Consider the following 18,243-nt stretch of genomic DNA (forward strand, 5'->3'; position numbering starts at 1 on the left):
ACTTTGGATTCTGATAGTTTAGGAATAAAATTTAATTTGTGATCAACTTTTTGGTCAAATAATTGAATCGAATATACAACATTACTGCTGATGCGGTAAGTCCCAATAATAATCCCATCCAAATCCCCGAACTTTTAAATTCAGTGAACAGCCCAAAATAATAACTTATGGGAAAGCCTATCAACCAATATGCTATAAATGTAATCAAGGTCGGAATCTTCACATCTTGCAATCCTCTGAGCGCCCCTAAAACCACAACTTGAATTCCATCTGATATCTGAAAAAATGCAGCGACCAATAGTAATTTGGCGGCAATAAAAATCACTTCTGTATTGTCTGCTTGATTGATTATGTCATCAACATCTAAATAAATCGTTGGCAACCAAAATCTGCCTATCAAAAAAAGTACGGCAAATACAATTTCCAATAGCAATGTCAGAAAAAATATGGACTCTGCAATTCTTCTGAGTTCTTTAAAATTCTGCAATCCCTTTTGGTTTCCAACCCGTACCATCGCGGCTACGCTCAAACCCATTCCCACCATAAAAGTCATACTGCTCAAATTCAATGCAATTTGATTGGCAGCTTGGGCGTTTTTGCCAAGCACACCGCTCAACCATATCGCCGCTGTAAATATGGCTACCTCAAAAAACATTTGTAACGCTGATGGAAATCCTAGATTTATGATTTTACTGATTACTTTCTTTTCAATTATCCTAAAATTGATTTCGGTTACGTATGGCTTAAATTTATCTTTTCGTTTCAATAAAAACCATATGTAAGCGACCATAATAAAACGTGATGCCAAGGTTCCGATAGCCGCTCCAACAATACCCAGTTTTGGGAAACCAAAAGAGCCAAAAATCAATAAATAGTTGATGGTTATGTTAACCACATTGGCCAAAATAGTAGCATACATTGGATATTTTGTCTGGGAAAGACCTTCTGAAAATTGTTTTAAAGCTTGAAAAATAATGAGCGGAACCAAAGAGAAAGCCACCAATTCCAAATAAGGAATAGCAAGCTCAACCACCTCGAGCGGCTGTCTCATATAGTGCAGAAGTGGTTTGCACAATAGGATTATTCCAAAAAGGGAAAGTCCCAACATGGTGCACAATACCAATCCGTGTTTTAATGCACTTTTACCGTCCGCTTTGTTGCCTGCACCGTCTGCTTCTGCAACCAAAGGGGTTATTGCGGTTGAAAAACCAATGCCCAGGGACATTGCAATGAACACAAAGCTATTGCCCAGTGATACGGCCGCTAATTCTGCAGTTCCCAATTGCCCCACCATAATGTTATCGGCAAATGCAACAAATGTGTGCCCTAACATCCCCAGAATAACAGGATATGCAAGCTTAAGGTTATAAACGAACTCTTTGGTATATTGCTGAAACAAAACTTATTTTAAAAGCTTGTAAAGATAATTGGATTGGCGGGATATCATCATATGCATTTATGTACTTTTTCAAAGAAAGAAGTGCCTATAAATGCTTGGCCTCCTCCCAAAAAACATCCATTTCTGCCAGTGTCATGTCCTTTAATGATTTTTTAGCTTTCTTGGCTTTTTTTTCCAAATATTGAAATCTTTTAATGAATTTTTTATTGGTAAGCTCCAGCGCATTTTCTGGATTGACATTTAAAAAACGGGCATAATTTACAAGAGAAAATAGAACATCTCCGAACTCGGCCTCGATTTTATCATTATTGGCCCAGTTTATTTCTTCTTGAAGTTCTGAAAGTTCCTCCTTTACTTTATCAAATACTTGTTCAGGATGTTCCCAGTCAAAACCCACTCCGGCAACTTTTTCTTGGATTCTACTAGCCTTCACCAATGCAGGTAGACCATTGGGCACACCTTCCAGTACGCTTTTTTTACCTTCTTTAAGCTTTATGTTTTCCCAATTCTGTTTAACCTCATCTTCACTATTGACCTTTACGTCACCATAAATATGGGGGTGTCGGTTAATCAATTTTTCACAAATTTCGTTTGCTACATCAGCAATGTCAAAATTGTTCGTTTCGGAGCCTATTTTGGCGTAAAAAACAATATGCAACAACAAATCCCCGAGCTCTTTCTTTACCTCATCCAAATCGTTCTCCAAGATAGCATCCCCCAACTCATAGGTTTCTTCAATGGTTAAGTGACGGAGTGTCTGCATGGTCTGCTTTTTGTCCCACGGGCATTTTGCCCTTAATTCTTCCATTATGGTCAATAGTCTATCAAAAGCCTCTAGCTGATCAGATCTTGGATTCATCAAAAAAGTTTTATCTAAAAATACAAAGACCGTACTTTAGCGAACCATTGTTTTTTGGCTTATTTGGGAATACTATCAACTGCTTTTTCAACATATCTGCATGACATAAAAAATTTCATTAAGAACCTTTGCATAATTTCACTTTATTTTGCAACCATGAACAATACGATTATGGCCCAAAAAAATACAATAGACCAAAGAGTGGATTCCTTACTATCCCAAATGACCTTAGAGGAAAAGGTTGGCCAAATGAACCAATACAATGGATTTTGGGATGTGACCGGTCCTGCACCACAGGGAGGCAATGCAGAAATAAAATACCAGCACTTAAAACAAGGTTTGGTAGGCTCCATGCTAAACGTAACCGGTACAAAAGAGGTGAGGAAACTCCAAAAATTGGTTATTGAAGAAACACGCTTGGGCATACCTTTAATTTTTGGATATGATGTTATCCACGGTTATAAAACATTGGCGCCTATCCCCTTGGCCGAAGCCGCAAGCTGGGACCTTAAAGCCATCCAGAACTCTGCAAGAATTGCGGCGGATGAAGCTTCTGCAGTAGGACTAAACTGGACCTTTGCTCCCATGGTAGATATTTCTAGGGATGCACGTTGGGGAAGAGTTATGGAAGGTGCTGGAGAAGATACATACTTAGGTGCTAAAATAGCAGAAGCAAGAGTAAGGGGATTTCAAGGTGATGACCTTTCCAAACCAAATACAATAGCTGCCTGTGCCAAGCATTTTGCCGCTTACGGTTTTGCAGAGGCCGGGCGGGAATACAATACTGTGGACATAGGGACCTCCACACTTTTCAATGCTATACTGCCACCATTTAAAGCTGCCGTAGATGCCAATGTAAAGACCGTTATGAACGGGTTCAATATTTTAAACGGTGTTCCCGTAACCGGAAGCACTTTTTTGCAACGCGATATATTGAAACAAAAGTGGGGATTTGAAGGATTTGTAATTTCAGATTGGGCATCCGTTGGCGAAATGGTGCCGCACGGATTTGCCAATGATTTGAAACATGCTTCTGAATTGGGGGTCAAAGCAGGGTGTGACATGGACATGGAATCCTATGCTTATGTAAACCATTTGGTCGAAAGCGTAAAAGAAGGAAAAGTTGACGAAAAACTAATCGATGATGCTGTCCGTCGAATTCTAAAGGTGAAATTTGAATTAGGGTTATTTGATGATCCTTACCGTTATTGCGATGAAAAAAGAGAACGAGAGCGTCCTTATCATAAAGACCACCAAGAAGCTGTATTGGATATGGCCTTGAAATCCATGGTACTTTTAAAGAATGAGGGAAATCTACTTCCAATTAAAAAAGACCAACAAAGAATAGCTGTAATTGGGGATTTGGCAGACGATAAAAACAGTCCTTTGGGAAGTTGGCGTTTGGGCTCCGATGACAATACAGCCGTCTCTGTTTTAGAGGGCTTAAAGGCATATTCCAATGAGATAAACTATTTGCAAGGACCCAAGGTATTTGATGATAGTGCCAATTTCCTCGAAAATGTTTTGATCAATGAAACAGATACTTCCGGAATCGATGAAGCCGTGGCATTGGCCAAAGAATCAGATATAGTGCTTATGGTCTTGGGGGAGCATGGTTTTCAGAGCGGAGAAGCTCGTAGCCGTACCAAACTTAACCTACCAGGGTTGCAATTGAATGTTTTAAAAGCAGTCTACAAGGTAAACAAAAACATAGTTTTGATTTTAATGAACGGTCGACCACTTACCATTAATTGGGAAGCTGAAAACATTCCGGCTATTTTAGAAACATGGCAACTGGGCAGCCAAGCAGGAAACGCTATCGCCAAAGTATTGTTTGGGGATTATAATCCAAGTGGGAAACTCCCGATGACATTTCCAAGAAGTTTGGGGCAAATCCCAATTTATTACAATCATTTTAATACAGGTCGACCCATTAAGGAGCCCAATGTTTTTTGGTCCCATTACAACGATGAGAAAAATGAGCCCCTGTTCCCATTTGGTTATGGATTGAGTTATACAAACTTTACCTATTCAAATTTAAAGATTGATACTTCCGATCAAAAAAATGTTAAGGTTTCTGTTACATTGACCAATTCAGGGGATATGGAAGGTGAAGAAGTGGCACAGCTTTATATCCATGATAAAGTTGCAAGTGTTACAAGGCCAGTAAAAGAATTAAAAGGTTTTCAAAAAATAAAAATCAGCCCTCGTGAATCAAAGGAAATCAAATTTGTTTTGACGGATTCAGAGCTAGGGTTTTTTAATAATGACCATGAATTTATCGTTGAGCCTGGAAGGTTTGACATTATGGTAGGTACCAATTCACAAGAAGGACTCACCGGTTCGTTCTTAATAGATTAAATTTGATGGGATGCGATACTTTTTTTTCTTTTTTCTATTCATAACTACCTTTCAAGCACAGGAAATAGTTCCTTTTGCAAAAGAGGTAAATGAGATTAAGGCCAAAATAGATTCAATTTGGGACAACAAAAAGGAAACTATAGTCTTTACAGGCAGTTCCAGTATACGGATGTGGAGAAATTTACAAGATCAATTTCCAGAAGACCAAATCATTAATACAGGATTCGGAGGATCACAAACATCTGACCTAAAACTCTTTTTAAACGAATTGATTTTGGATTACAATCCAAGTCAAGTATTTATTTACGAGGGCGATAACGATATCTTCGCAAAAAAAAGACCCAATGTTATCATTGAGACGATGCAAGGGATAATTCATATTCTGAAAGAGCGAAATCCAAAAATAAAAATTGTACTCATCTCTGCTAAGCCAAGTATTTCAAGATGGCATCTTAGAGGACGATACAAACGGCTGAATAAACGACTGAACAAGTTGGCCTTAAATACGCCAAGGGTTTTCTACGCTGATGTCTGGACCACCATGTTGCATAGAAGAAAACTAAAAAAAGATCTCTTTATCGAGGATGGGCTGCACATGAATGCAAAAGGATATGACCTATGGTACGAAGTAATCAAAAATTATATGAATACAACCAATCCCTAAAATGCTACCAAAAGCCTTATTAATTTTAACAGCGATCACTTTTATGGCGGCCTGCCAACCACCAAAAAAAGAAATTGATTATCCTCCTACGGATCTCTCCAAAAATTACTTGATTCCAAAACCCGTAAAAGTTATTCCAACAAAAACAGCATTCGGGTTATCTAAAAATACGGTCATCTACACTTCTCAAGATGATGAACAATTTAAAAATGTAGGTGCGTTTTTGGCAAACAAAATCAAAACAAAAACAGGCTTGGACATCAATGTAAATAGCATAAATGAAAATAATCCAATAGCTCAAATAATATACATCAACCAGTCTGATAGTATAAATTTAAAAACTCCTGAATCATATCAACTGTACATTAAAAAAGATTCGATTTTTTTGAACGCAAAAACCGCTGCAGGAGCTTTTAGGGGAATACAGACTTTGAGACAACTCATTCCCGAGGCAAGTAACGATACGCTTACCGACCATCCTTTATGGTTGATTCCTTCAGGAAAAATTTTTGATGAACCCAAGTTTGAATATAGAGGGATCATGCTTGATGTTGCCAGACATTTTTTTACTATTGAAGAAGTAAAGAAATTCTTGGACATACTTTCTTATTATAAATACAATACACTGCACTTGCATCTTTCGGATGATCAAGGATGGCGCATAGAAATAAAATCTTGGCCCAAGCTAACACAAATCGGCGGCCAGACGGAAGTTGGTGGTGGCATCGGAGGTTTTTATACGCAGGAAGATTATAAGGAATTGGTAAGCTATGCTGCAGAAAGGCATATCACCATAATACCTGAAATTGATATGCCAGGCCACACTAACGCCGCTTCTTTAAGCTATTCATTTTTAAACGGGAATGGAAAGATTATAAAGCCCTATACTGGCACGCGGGTCGGCTTCAGTACTTTTGCAACGCAAAAAGATACGGTCTACGCTTTCTTGGATGATGTTATCGGTGAGATTGCATCCATTTCACCAGGACCATATTTTCATATAGGCGGCGATGAGAGCCATGTCACAAAGAAGAAAGATTATATAAATTTTGTGGAGAAAGTTGAAAAAATTGTTCAAAAACATGGCAAACGAATGATTGGTTGGGATGAAATTGTTGAAGGGAATATAGATTCCACAAGTATTGCCCAACATTGGAATACAACGGCAAATGCTTTAAAAGCTTCCGAAAATAACAGTAAAGTGATTTTATCGCCGGCCATAAAAGCATATTTGGACATGAAATATGATTCACTTTCCAAACATGGGCTGGATTGGGCTGGATTTATACCAGTTGACGTTGCTTATAAATGGAATCCGGAAACATATGTTGAAGGACTGCCAAAAGAAAGCATTCTTGGTATTGAAGCGCCTCTTTGGTCAGAGACCATTTCAAACATTGGTGAGCTGGAATATTTAGCTTTCCCAAGAGCAATAGGTTATGCCGAACTAGGATGGTCCAGTTCAAAAAATTTGGACTGGGAGGATTATAAGAAGCGATTGGCAAATCAAGTACCCTTTTTACAACGAATGAGCGTCAAGTATTATCCAACCAAATCTGTTGATTGGGAAGATTGATTATTCTTCTTCGTTGGATTCTACAGAACTTTCATCTTCGGTATTGGAAAAATCATCCAATTTATTTTCAATAAGAATGTTATACCACTGAATCACTTTTTTGATATCGCTGGCATAGACCCTATCTTCATCATAATCAGGTAAAATTTCAAAGAAATATTCTTCCAGTTCTATTTTCTCTGCCTTATGACCAACACTTGTTTTTTTTCCATCTTCCTTGTCCTTGATTTTTTGAAATACTTCTCGTAGCGGAACTTCTTCCTCAAGGGTATATATAGCAATCTCGGATAGCACGCTAACATTGCTTCGCATTCCTACCGTTACGCGCTTTCCATCTAAAAGGGATTCACCAACAAAACCGGTTCTTGTTTGGGTCAATAATTTAAAAAGTCCTGGCTTGCCACCAATGGATAAAATCTTGTCCAATGCCATCTAAATAATTTTTTATGGGCGCAAAATTATACTTTATTCCTAAACACCATTTTTTTTAACGTGCTTTTTTAATATTGGGAAAACGCATTCTGTAATCTACGGTTATTTTCCCCTTGGAAATTTTATCCAACCTATTTTTTAAAAGTCGTTTTTTTAACGAAGAAAGTTTATCCGTAAAAAGTATTCCTTCAATATGATCATATTCATGTTGAATAACTCTTGCCAAAAGTCCATTGTAGGTTTCTTTTTGAGCTTTGAAATTTTCATCTAGATAACTGATCTTAATTTCCGGTTTCCGTTTAACATCTTCACGAATATCCGGTATACTAAGGCATCCTTCGTTAAAATCCCACTCAATTCCTAATTCGTCTTCAATCTTGGCATTGATAAAGACTTTTTTAAATCCTCTCAATGCTTTCTGCTCTACTTCGCTCAAATCTTCGTCGTCTGAAAAAGGAGTTGTATCGACTAAAAATAAACGAATCGGTAATCCCACCTGTGGGGCCGCCAGACCAACCCCGTGCGCATTGTACATGGTCTCCCACATATTATCTATCAAGCTTTCCAATTTAGGATAGTCGTTTGTTATATCCTTTGCAACTTTCCTCAATACAGGGTCTCCGTATGCAACTATGGGTAAAATCATAAAAAATCAAATTCTGTTCAAATATGCTTGCAAAATCAATGTGGCGCTTATTTCATCGACTAAAGCTTTATTTTGTCTTTTTTTCTTTTTCATTCCACTGTCCAGCATTGACTGGAAGGCCATTTTTGATGTAAATCGTTCATCTTGGCGTTCCATTTTTATAGTAGGGAATTCAATCGATAACTTTTTCACTAAGGGCTGAATAAGCTTTTCTGATTCAGACGGTGTATTGTCCATCTGCTTAGGAAGTCCTATTACAAAGCTTTCAACGGTTTCATTTTTCACATAATCCTTAAGAAATATAATTAAGTTTTTTGTTTCGACCGTAGTAAGTCCCGAAGCAATCAATTGAAGCTCATCAGTAACTGCAATACCAGTTCTTACTTTTCCATAATCCAAAGCTAAAATTCTTGCCAAGTGTATATTTTTGGCAAAAATAAACCTAAATATGTTATGCGCTTAAAATATTGGCCGATATTCTATTCTGCAGATTATCTTTGTCAAAATTTTTAAAAATGACACAATTAAGGGCGCAGATAGAAAGAGCTTGGGAAAATAGGGACTTATTACAAAAAGTAGAAACCCAAAAGGCTATTAGGGAAGTCGTTAATTTGATAGATTTAGGAAAATTAAGATGTGCCGAACCAACCAGCGAAGGCTGGCAAATCAATGAATGGGTCAAAAAAGCTGTGGTTCTTTATTTTCCAATCCAGAAGATGGAGGTTTTAGAAGCCGGTATTTTTGAATATCACGATAAAATTCCGCTGAAAAGAGGATATCAAGAAAAAGGTGTTCGTGTTGTGCCACATGCCGTTGCAAGACACGGTGCCTATATCTCAAAAGGTACTATTTTAATGCCCAGCTATGTAAATATTGGGGCTTATGTAGATGAAGGAACTATGGTGGATACTTGGGCAACTGTAGGTAGTTGTGCACAGATTGGGAAAAATGTGCATTTAAGCGGTGGAGTAGGCATTGGTGGCGTTTTGGAACCGTTGCAAGCAGCTCCTGTAATTATTGAGGACAATGCCTTTATTGGATCTAGATGTATAGTTGTTGAAGGAGTACGGGTTGAAAAAGAGGCAGTTTTAGGAGCCAATGTGGTTTTGACCGCTTCTACCAAAATAATTGATGTTACCGGAAAGCAAGCCGCTGAACTAAAGGGCAGGGTTCCAGCTAGATCAGTTGTTATTCCCGGTAGCTATACCAAAAAATTTCCTGCGGGGGAATTCCAAGTTCCATGTGCCTTAATCATTGGAAAACGAAAAGAAAGTACCAATAAGAAAACATCACTGAACGACGCCCTAAGGGAACATAGCGTTGCTGTTTAAATTAATGATATTGAAGAAGTTTTTAATAATTCAGCAAAAAATGGTAGGAGATGTTTTAGCAAGCACAATTCTCTGTGAGCATCTAAAAAGCCATTATCCCGAATCTGAAGTACACTTTCTAATCAATGAGAACACTCGGGCAGTCGTTGATGGCAATCCTTATGTGGACAAAATAATCCTTTTCGAGAATAGATATAGAAATAGCCAACTTGCTTTTTATAGGTTTTTAAAATCAATCAAAAAGGAAAAGTATGATGTTACTATCGATGTCTATTGTAAATTGGAAAGTAATTTAATTAGTTATTTTTCGAGAGCTGATCTTAGGATTTCTTATAAAAAGTGGTATTCAAAATTTGTTTATACTCATTTGTTTAGTTATTCAAAAAACAAAGACACAACACTGGGCTATGCAATTGAAAATAGACTTTTACTATTAACACCGATAATAAAGGAACTGCAAAAGCCAAATTTGGCCCCAAAAATATATCTTTTGGAGAAGGAAGTACATCTTGCAAAAAAAACTCTGGCAAATCATGGGATTAAAAAATCCAAACCAGTAATTATGGTCGGCATTCTTGGTAGTGGACAAAGTAAAAGTTATCCTTTAAAATACCTCGCGGAAACTTTGGATTTCATTGTGCAGAACTTTGATGTTATTTTTCTGTTAAACTATTTACCGAACCAAAAAGAAGCTGTAGAAGAATTACTTTCATTCTGCTCTGAGAAATCAAAGCGTGCCATTAATAAGAAGATATTTGGCAGATCTCTACGAGCTTTTATTGGCTTATTAAGTCAATGCGATGGTTATATTGGCAATGAGGGGGGGGCGAGTAACATCTCAAAAGCTCTAGATATTCCGAATTTTTCAATTTTCTCGCCTTGGATTTCAAAACAGGCATGGCTTACTTTCAATGATAATAATGCCAACCAAGCTGTTCATCTTTCTGATTATAATTCAGACATATTGAAAATACCGGCTAAATACCGAAAGAAGAATTCTTTAGAACTCTACAAAACTTTTAGACCTCGTTTTTTTAAGGCACAATTACGAAATTTTATCGAAGATTATGTGATTTCTGACTAATAAGGTCTGGTATTCTTCCATAAGAATTTTCCAGCCTCTTTCCAACATATATGCTATCACGAGTTTTCCTTTGCCACCGTTTGGTAAATTGCAATCATCTATAAGAACAATTGAATTCTCATGCAATTTATGTTCTATCCTTTTAAATTCTTCTAGATGATGCTGTTGGCTTTTCCTTTGAATCTCGATATCACCACTATAATCGTAACTATCTAAATAGAGAAGATCTACATCTCTATCGAAACCCTCAAGAAATTCCAAAGAGTCAGAAAGATGAATTTTGACAAAATCTTGTAAATTTTGACGATTGACCTCTTTTTGGGCACTTTTTATGGATTCTTCGTTTATATCAACTGAATGGACAAAAGCCATATTTTCCTTTGCCCATTTACCAAAAACTATTGTCGCAGCGCCATTGCTCTTAGCCCCTTTTAAACCTTCCCTTGAAGTTCCTGTTTCAACAATAGTGTGCGCATTTAATTCTTTCATTATTTCCATTGTTTTGGAAAATGTGTCCCTTCTTTTCCTAAAATCATATTTAAAAGGCATAAAAGGATACAATGATTTGTGCTTAATTAACTTTCCAATCAAAAAAAGAATGACTATAAGTGCAAGTATTAAGAATATGGTTTTCATTCGATAAAAGAATTTGTTCAAATATAAAGCAACCTTTTATTTATTTCTTATCTCAATAATAACAACCTAAGATGTTAAAATTAATCAAATAAAGTAGGAGTTTAAAGTTTTCAGTTGTTGTAAGAAAATAATACGGCAAACAATTTTTACCCTATTTTTTTGTTATAATTTTACAACATAATTCCCCATACCAATAAATATGACTCCATTGAGCAACTCAAAACAGAAATTATCTGCATTGATTATTACCTACAACGAAATGGGTTACATTGAAAGATGTATAGATTCCATATCATTTGCCGATGAAATAATCGTAGTGGATTCTTTTAGCACTGATGGCACCTACGAATATTTAAAAAAACTCCCAAATGTAAAGGTAATTCAGAATCCGTTCGAGAACTTTACGGCACAGAAATCGTTTACGCTAAAACAAGCTACCAATGATTGGATACTTTTTGTAGATGCAGATGAGGTCGTTAATAACAAGCTTGAAAATGAAATCATCGAAACTATAAACAGTCCCAAGGCATGTGAAGCTTATTGGTTTTATCGTAAATTCATGTTCCAAAATAAGCCGCTTAACTTCAGTGGATGGCAGACGGACAAGAACCACAGATTATTCAGGAAGAGCAAGGCTAGATTTACCGATAAAAAGATAGTTCATGAAACATTGGAAGTTGATGGTACATCTTGTATTCTTAAAGAAAAACTTACCCACTATTGCTATAAAGACTATAATGACTATAAAGGCAAGATGTTGCGCTATGGTCAGTTAAAGGCAAAAGAAGCATTTTACAAGGAAAAGAAATTCAATTACTTTTCTATGATTGCCAAACCATTGTGGAAATTTTTTAACCATTACTTTTTAAGGTTAGGTTTTTTGGATGGAAAAAGGGGAATCATAATTTCCTACTTAAACGCTTTGGGAGTTTTGGAAAGGTCCAAAGAACTAAAACGTTTGGAAAAGAAAAACAAACTCGCTTACTATTTAGTAATGCCATAGTGGGTCCAAACGGATTTCTTATTTCTTGTTTCTTTTCTAATGGCTATATTTTTGGCTATTGATTCAGGCGTTTTATAACCTCTTTTATGATCTAAATGTACACAAACGGCACTGTATCTTAATTGCTTGGATTTGATTCCAAAATTAAATAACCGTTCTCCGAGTTCTCTATCTTGTCCGCCATATTGCATTCTTTCATCAAAGCCGTTCACGTTTAGAATATCTTTTTTCCATCCTGAAGAATTATGCCCGTTCCAACTTGCATTGGTCGGTGTAAATGTATTTAGAAATTTAGAGATTAATCCTGTTGCCGTTAGTTTATTGTTCTTAAATGTTTTTGGGACTCCTTTTTCTTTCAACCATTGGATATTAAAACAATTCTGTTGTTCAATATCTTCTTTTGTAATCATTTTGGAAATATTCATGGGAAGCATATAGTATCCGCCAGAAATAAAATAACCCTTCTCCTTATTGATATAATGTACCTCAGTGAAATCTTCTCTTGGAATACAGTCCCCATCGGTCATAATAATATATTCGGCACTACAGGCCTCCACAGATTTGTTGAGTATCCTTGATTTTTGAAAACCTTCATCTTCTTGCCAAACGTGGATTATATTGTAAAAGACCTCTTTTGAAACACACTGCAATAGTTCTTTGGTCTTAGGTCTAGAGCCGTCATCAGCAATAATAACTTCAAAATCCTTAAAAAGTTGACTGTTAAAACCCCATAATACTTTCTGTAGCCATTCCTCTGAATTATACGTGCTAATTATAACAGAAATTTTAGGGTTTTCTTTTTCTTCTAAATTCATTTCGACAAAAATAGAAATATTATTCGTTATGCTTAATTTTGAATTTTAAAGACAGCATAATGAAACTAAAAGAAATACCTGTTTCTCTATTTCATCAATTAAGGCTCTCCCTCATATTCAAAAAAATATCAACTTCAAGAAAAGAACAGGTACCGGTTATTGTTTCATTAGCCTCTATACCGTCTAGATTACATATTGTTCATATTACTATTTTAAGTATTCTTAATCAAAATGTTCTGCCCAAAAAGCTTATTCTTTGGTTGCACGAAGACCTAAAAAACCAAATACCAAAAAATCTTAGAGATTTAACTGGATCAATATTCGTAATTAAATATTCCAATTATGGAAGTTCACATAGGAAATTGGTCGAAACTCTTAAACTTTTTATCAATACTGTTATAGTCACGTGTGACGATGATATGATTTACAATAAATATTGGCTAAAAAACTTATATATGGAGCATAAAAAATATCCTAGAAAAATTATAGCAAATCAGGCAAGATATATAACATATGATAATAATGGCAAATTACTTGCGTATAAAAAATGGAATTCTATAGAAAAATCCTGTGAAAATAATTCTTTGTTATTACCAATTGGAGCTGGTGGAATATTATATCCTATCAACTCTCTGCATGAAAAAGTTTACGATAAAAAACTCTTTATGTTACTTGCACCAAAAGCGGATGATTTATGGTTTAAGGCTATGTCATTACTAAAAGGTACAGAGTCCTTTAAATCAGAAGTTTTTACAAAAGAACCCATACCCATTTTACGTTCTCAAAAAGTATCATTGAAAAAAATAAATATTATAGAAGATAAAAATAGAGTCCAATGGCAAGTATTGAGTGATTATTTTAATTTAAAGCATAAGTTAGTTGATTGAAGATATTAATAATCGTATAAATTTTCTGAAAGAGGAAATTCAATCTTTTTCCCATTCAAAGAGGATAATGTACGGGTTGTAATATCATAAACGAAAAATTGCTGAAAAAGATATATGGATTCATAAAAAATATAGATTTCCATAAATTTATTCGTTTGGTCGAAAACTAGACTATACTAACATCATGTTACAAAAGTTGTCTGATGCAGCTTATGATATCACAGATTTAGCTGTAACGCCAATGACACTATTTTAGACCAACCTAAGAGATTTGCCAAAATTTTTGTTTAAGATGATAATATTCTACCCGTTAGAATTGTTCAACGCAAATTCTGCTTATTTTTAATTGATAAATTTAGGAATCTATTGGTACAACTTCTACAATTATTTCAGGTTTTCCAGTGACTGAGCAATTTAAAAATCTACACCCAAAAATTTTAAAAGGCATCAACTATATGGTAAATCTAAATCACAACAAAATAAATTTAAAACCTTCTTCCAGTATAACATTGAAAAGTAGTAGTATTATCAATGACGTAAAAGCTTAAAGTTCTACCCAACATATTTTTTAACTGTAATGCCCTACATTAATTCCGTTTTAACGAAATTGTTATGGACGTATTCCCTTACAAACTAAAATCTAAGAAAAGTTATATATTATCAAAAGATTATGATTTTGAATACTCATCCATCGTTCAGAAGCATCATAAAATGAGTTTATAAACTTAGATTAATATAAAAATCCCAGTATAAGATATTGTTCACAATATCTTATACTGGGGAAGATTAGTTTTAAAACAATAAAATTAATCCCAACTATTTAAATAGTTGAAGAGGTTTAATATAGCCTTTTGTTATGGACATGTATTTGATGTATTTCTAGGAAGAGAACTAAAGCTAGTCTTATAAGCATTGACTGAAGTGATTTTATCGTTCCATGAACTGCAAGCCCATCCACACTGAGAACCTGACCATAAATCTCCATCGACTATTCTGGTATACTCTTTTTTTAAGTCCCTCAAATTGGCTATATAAAGAGGTTCGTTAATCGCGCTAATCCATAATAATTTGCCTTTATAATCTGGGTCTTCAAAAAATTGAATTTCCAAACCTGCATCGACAGAAACAGAGCTTATTTCGTTGTCAAAATCAATTCCACCTGTTGTACATTGATTACTAAGTAAATGTCTAGTACTCCACCTACTAAAAACACTTATAGTATACTTAGGTATATTTAATAAATGTGAACGAGCAATAGTAAATGTTGGATTCACACTTTTATTAGCGACTCCCTGAATATTCTTGTTTGAGATTTCAACCCCTTGAATTTTACTTAATCCATCTTGAATACTTCCATATTTAGTATTTAATAATTTAATAACGGAGAGATTTTGACTGAATCCCTCTGCTTTTTCTTTATTTGAAAAAAATAAAGGCTTGTTTATCTCAGAGTTTATCATAAAAACCATTTCATTTCCATTTACTAAACTTTTAATAGAATTAAGGCTCTCAGATTCTTCATACTTTATTTAACCATTTATTTCTCTAAAATTAAGAGTGACTTCGGTGCCATCCAATACAATCGTTTCTTGTCCATCAAATTCTGAAACAGATTCAATGTCTTCAGCTATATCATCTTGACAAGCGATAAGCGTACAAATCAGACTAAATAAATAAATTTTTTTCATGTTGTAGATTTAATTTAGGGTTATAATTTAATTTTTGTAATATTAAAAATGTTAATTAATAGTAATCTTTTTCTTATTTATTATTGTTTTAAACATGATACACTATATAATTTTAAAAGGAGTGGACTATGTGGTAAATTTGCAGAACACAAACAGAAATCCTATTACATCGTCCATCATAAAATTGAGCAATGATGGTCTGGTAAAGGTCATAAGGGAATAAAATGACGGAGGAATTCCACAAAAAAGCAATACAGCACCATATTTTTAAACTTATAGGGGACACTTCAAGAGATTTAGGCATCGATTGTTACGTTATTGGAGGATTTGTCAGGGATTATTTTTTAAAAAGAAATCAGCCAAAGGATATAGATATTGTGGCGATTGGCAGCGGAATTGAACTTGCACAAAAGTTGGCTCTAAAACTAAAAGGAAAACCAAATATTTCTGTTTTCAAAAATTTTGGTACGGCAATGATCAAATACCAAGATTTAGAGCTGGAATTTGTTGGCGCCAGGAAAGAAAGCTACAATCGAGACAGTAGAAAGCCAATGGTGGAAAACGGATCTCTCGAAGATGACCAAAATAGGCGAGATTTTACTATAAATGCTATGGCATTTAGCTTGAACCAGAAAAACTTTGGTAAGCTTTTAGATCCTTTCAATGGGCTAAAAGATTTGGACAATAAAATAATAAAAACACCACTCGACCCAAAAATCACCTATTCCGATGATCCTTTGCGAATGATGCGGGCAATTCGGTTCGCCACACAATTACATTTTAACATCGAATCCAATTCACTTAGGGCTATTTCTGAAAACAGGGAAAGAATTAAAATCGTTTCCAATGAGCGAATTGTTGATGAGCTCCATAAAATAATTTTGAGTAAAAAGCCCTCTGTCGGCTTTAAATTGATGCACCAAACAGGTTTATTGAACTTTATACTTCCTGAGCTTACCGCCTTACAAGGTATAGAAGAAATTGAAGGACAACGACACAAGGATAATTTCTGGCACACCCTAGAAGTTGTGGATAATATTTCAGAAAACACCGATAATCTCTGGTTGCGCTGGGCCGCACTATTACATGATATTGGTAAAGCCCCTACGAAGCGTTTCCACAAAAAAATAGGATGGACATTCCATGCGCATGAGTTTGTAGGATCAAAAATGGTCTTCAAAATCTTTAAGCGGCTCAAGATGCCCTTGAACGACAAGATGAAATTTGTTCAAAAAATGGTGTTGATGAGCTCCAGACCTGTTATCCTTTCCCAAGAATATGTGACGGACTCTGCGGTACGTAGACTTGTATTTGATGCGGGCGATAATGTTGATGACCTTATGGCACTTTGCGAGGCGGATATCACAACTAAAAATCCAAAAAAACAAAAAAGGTATAAAAACAATTTTAAAATTGTAAGAGAAAAAATAATTGAGGTCGAAGAAAGGGATAAGGTGCGTAATTTTCAACCTCCTGTTACAGGTGAGGAAATTATGAAAACATTCGGTTTAAATCCGTCAAAAGAAATCGGTATTATCAAAGATGCCATAAAAGAAGCTATACTTGAAGGTGAAATTTTAAATAATCATGATGCTGCCTACCAATTTATGCTCGATAAGGGAAAAAAATTGGGTCTTTTGAATACAAGCAACAAAGATTCAAAATAAATGAGTTAAACTTTTTAATTCATTATGTTCACATTCAGAGATTTAAAAATTGGCAAAAGGCAATGCAATCAATAACAAAAGTGTATAAAAAGACTAATTTTTTTCCAAAGGAAGACACTTACGATCTAATATGTGATCCTATATGAATTTGAGCTTCAGAAAAATAGCAAAACTCACATTGGTGCTTGTGTATTTGGTTATCATCGCAGGGGCCGTTGTGCGTATGACAGGGAGCGGGATGGGGTGCCCTGACTGGCCCAAGTGTTTTGGATATTATATTCCTCCAACAAATGCAGAAGTTTTGGAATGGCGACCGCAAAGGGAATTTGAAAAAGGACAAGTAATCATTGTTGACGAAACCCTTCAAATAGCACAGTCCAATTTTACCACACTTGGCCAATACAACAGCGCGAATTGGAAACCTTACACTAAACATGATTATGCAATATTCAATGTATGGCACACGTGGATAGAGTACATCAATCGATTGCTCGGTGCATTGGCAGGGCTGTTTACGCTAATTTTAGCAGTCTATTCCATTAGGTATTGGAAAACCGATAAAAGTGTCACTATTTTATCATGGCTTACAGTTTTAGGCATGGGTTTTCAAGCATGGCTTGGAGCAACTGTAGTATATTCAGTCCTAGCACCTGTGAAAATAACAGTTCACATGGTCATGGCCTTGTTGATTGTTGCATTTTTGCTTGTAATAATCTTTAGGGTAAAGCCCAATAAAAAATCGCAAAAAACATTTTTGCCCCTCAACTATCTTTTTGTTGCGGTATTGTTGCTTACGTTGATTCAAATTATACTTGGCACACAGGTTAGGCAATTTGTGGACGAGCAGGTGAAAATAGTCGGTGAAAATTCCAAAGACCTATGGTTGCTTGAACCAAACCTGCAATTTTATATACACCGCTCATTGTCTATATTGGTTTTGGCGGCCAATGTTTTTTTATGGTTTACCATCAAAGCAAAAAAACTATACTTTCCCAAAATTAACTGGGTCCTCGTTCTTATTGGGTTGGAAATAATCACGGGAATTTCCATGTACTATATTGATTTCCCGTTCGGAAGCCAGCCAGCACATCTTGTATTGGCATCCCTTCTTTTTGGTGTACAATTCTATTTGATTTTGGAAACAATTAACGTTAAGGGAAGTCTCAAAACTTCGTAACTTTGCCCTCATTCTAAA

At 35.4% G+C, this 18,243-nt stretch carries 18 protein-coding genes and 1 pseudogene; 10 read left to right on the forward strand and 9 right to left on the reverse strand.

What is annotated here, in order from left to right:
- Positions 1-31: 31 nt before the first annotated feature.
- Together HME9304_RS01880 and mazG are read right to left on the reverse strand one after the other, a co-directional pair.
- Positions 32-1,399: an MATE family efflux transporter gene (locus HME9304_RS01880; protein ID WP_112376978.1), complete on the reverse strand. Its 1,368-nt coding sequence runs from the start codon at positions 1,397-1,399 to the stop codon at positions 32-34.
- Between the two features lie 85 nt (positions 1,400-1,484).
- On the reverse strand, positions 1,485-2,258 hold the full coding sequence (gene mazG / locus HME9304_RS01885) for a nucleoside triphosphate pyrophosphohydrolase (protein ID WP_112376979.1): 774 nt from the start codon (positions 2,256-2,258) through the stop codon (positions 1,485-1,487).
- Positions 2,259-2,414: 156 nt separating this feature from the next.
- On the opposite strand from mazG, the gene bglX reads away from it, so the two are divergent.
- Genes bglX through HME9304_RS01900 form a run of 3 tightly spaced genes read left to right on the forward strand, consistent with a single transcriptional unit; the run spans position 2,415 to position 6,859 of the window.
- The gene (gene bglX, locus HME9304_RS01890; protein ID WP_112379695.1) at positions 2,415-4,619 is read left to right on the forward strand and encodes a beta-glucosidase BglX; all 2,205 of its coding nucleotides are present in this window, start codon (positions 2,415-2,417) and stop codon (positions 4,617-4,619) included.
- Positions 4,620-4,629: 10 nt separating this feature from the next.
- Positions 4,630-5,283, forward strand: a complete 654-nt coding sequence (locus HME9304_RS01895; RefSeq protein WP_112376980.1) for a GDSL-type esterase/lipase family protein — start codon at positions 4,630-4,632, stop codon at positions 5,281-5,283.
- A 1-nt stretch (position 5,284) separates the two neighbouring features.
- The gene (locus HME9304_RS01900; protein WP_112376981.1) at positions 5,285-6,859 is read left to right on the forward strand and encodes a family 20 glycosylhydrolase; all 1,575 of its coding nucleotides are present in this window, start codon (positions 5,285-5,287) and stop codon (positions 6,857-6,859) included.
- On the opposite strand, the gene HME9304_RS01905 is transcribed toward HME9304_RS01900, so the two are convergent.
- From HME9304_RS01905 to ruvX, 3 genes are read right to left on the reverse strand one after another with little or no spacing between them, the layout of a single operon-like run.
- Entirely contained in the window at positions 6,860-7,291 is a 432-nt protein-coding gene (locus HME9304_RS01905) for a DUF5606 family protein (protein WP_112376982.1), read from the reverse strand.
- Between the two features lie 55 nt (positions 7,292-7,346).
- Positions 7,347-7,937: a peptide deformylase gene (gene def / locus HME9304_RS01910; RefSeq protein WP_112376983.1), complete on the reverse strand. Its 591-nt coding sequence runs from the start codon at positions 7,935-7,937 to the stop codon at positions 7,347-7,349.
- Between the two features lie 6 nt (positions 7,938-7,943).
- The gene (gene ruvX / locus HME9304_RS01915) at positions 7,944-8,354 is read right to left on the reverse strand and encodes a Holliday junction resolvase RuvX (protein WP_112376984.1); all 411 of its coding nucleotides are present in this window, start codon (positions 8,352-8,354) and stop codon (positions 7,944-7,946) included.
- A 98-nt stretch (positions 8,355-8,452) separates the two neighbouring features.
- Between ruvX and HME9304_RS01920 the strand changes: the two genes are divergently transcribed.
- Positions 8,453-9,268 carry a 2,3,4,5-tetrahydropyridine-2,6-dicarboxylate N-succinyltransferase gene (locus tag HME9304_RS01920; protein ID WP_112376985.1) on the forward strand — a complete coding sequence of 272 codons (816 nt, stop codon included), beginning with the start codon at positions 8,453-8,455 and terminating at the stop codon, positions 9,266-9,268.
- Between the two features lie 10 nt (positions 9,269-9,278).
- On the forward strand, positions 9,279-10,352 hold the full coding sequence (locus HME9304_RS01925) for a glycosyltransferase family 9 protein (RefSeq protein ID WP_164674711.1): 1,074 nt from the start codon (positions 9,279-9,281) through the stop codon (positions 10,350-10,352).
- Here the strand turns inward: HME9304_RS01925 and HME9304_RS01930 are convergent.
- Positions 10,314-10,988: a class I SAM-dependent methyltransferase gene (locus tag HME9304_RS01930; RefSeq protein WP_112376987.1), complete on the reverse strand. Its 675-nt coding sequence runs from the start codon at positions 10,986-10,988 to the stop codon at positions 10,314-10,316. The two genes, HME9304_RS01925 and HME9304_RS01930, sit on opposite strands and share 39 nt — an antisense overlap.
- A gap of 199 nt (positions 10,989-11,187) precedes the next feature.
- On the opposite strand from HME9304_RS01930, the gene HME9304_RS01935 reads away from it, so the two are divergent.
- The gene (locus tag HME9304_RS01935; protein WP_112376988.1) at positions 11,188-11,991 is read left to right on the forward strand and encodes a glycosyltransferase family 2 protein; all 804 of its coding nucleotides are present in this window, start codon (positions 11,188-11,190) and stop codon (positions 11,989-11,991) included.
- Here HME9304_RS01935 and HME9304_RS01940 read toward each other — a convergent pair.
- Positions 11,973-12,806 (reverse strand): glycosyltransferase family 2 protein, encoded by an 834-nt coding sequence (locus HME9304_RS01940; protein WP_112376989.1) that lies wholly within the window; start codon positions 12,804-12,806, stop codon positions 11,973-11,975. The two genes, HME9304_RS01935 and HME9304_RS01940, sit on opposite strands and share 19 nt — an antisense overlap.
- 59 nt (positions 12,807-12,865) lie before the next feature.
- On the opposite strand from HME9304_RS01940, the gene HME9304_RS01945 reads away from it, so the two are divergent.
- Entirely contained in the window at positions 12,866-13,693 is an 828-nt protein-coding gene (locus HME9304_RS01945; RefSeq protein WP_112376990.1) for a zinc-binding alcohol dehydrogenase, read from the forward strand.
- Positions 13,694-14,547: 854 nt separating this feature from the next.
- Here the strand turns inward: HME9304_RS01945 and HME9304_RS01950 are convergent.
- Together HME9304_RS01950 and HME9304_RS16865 are read right to left on the reverse strand one after the other, a co-directional pair.
- Positions 14,548-15,153 carry a hypothetical protein gene (locus tag HME9304_RS01950; RefSeq protein WP_123877311.1) on the reverse strand — a complete coding sequence of 202 codons (606 nt, stop codon included), beginning with the start codon at positions 15,151-15,153 and terminating at the stop codon, positions 14,548-14,550.
- Between the two features lie 69 nt (positions 15,154-15,222).
- Positions 15,223-15,381: a hypothetical protein gene (locus HME9304_RS16865; protein ID WP_164674712.1), complete on the reverse strand. Its 159-nt coding sequence runs from the start codon at positions 15,379-15,381 to the stop codon at positions 15,223-15,225.
- 109 nt (positions 15,382-15,490) lie between these two features.
- Here HME9304_RS16865 and HME9304_RS01955 point away from each other — a divergent pair.
- The 3 genes and pseudogenes from HME9304_RS01955 to HME9304_RS01965 form a co-directional block, all read left to right on the forward strand.
- Positions 15,491-15,604: pseudogene (locus HME9304_RS01955) on the forward strand (L-threonylcarbamoyladenylate synthase); the annotation flags it as partial.
- Between the two features lies 1 nt (position 15,605).
- The gene (locus HME9304_RS01960; RefSeq protein WP_112376992.1) at positions 15,606-17,048 is read left to right on the forward strand and encodes a CCA tRNA nucleotidyltransferase; all 1,443 of its coding nucleotides are present in this window, start codon (positions 15,606-15,608) and stop codon (positions 17,046-17,048) included.
- Between the two features lie 142 nt (positions 17,049-17,190).
- Positions 17,191-18,225, forward strand: a complete 1,035-nt coding sequence (locus HME9304_RS01965; protein WP_112376993.1) for a COX15/CtaA family protein — start codon at positions 17,191-17,193, stop codon at positions 18,223-18,225.
- Positions 18,226-18,243: the final 18 nt, after the last annotated feature.

Source organism: Flagellimonas maritima, assembly GCF_003269425.1.
GTDB lineage: Bacteria > Bacteroidota > Bacteroidia > Flavobacteriales > Flavobacteriaceae > Flagellimonas > Flagellimonas maritima.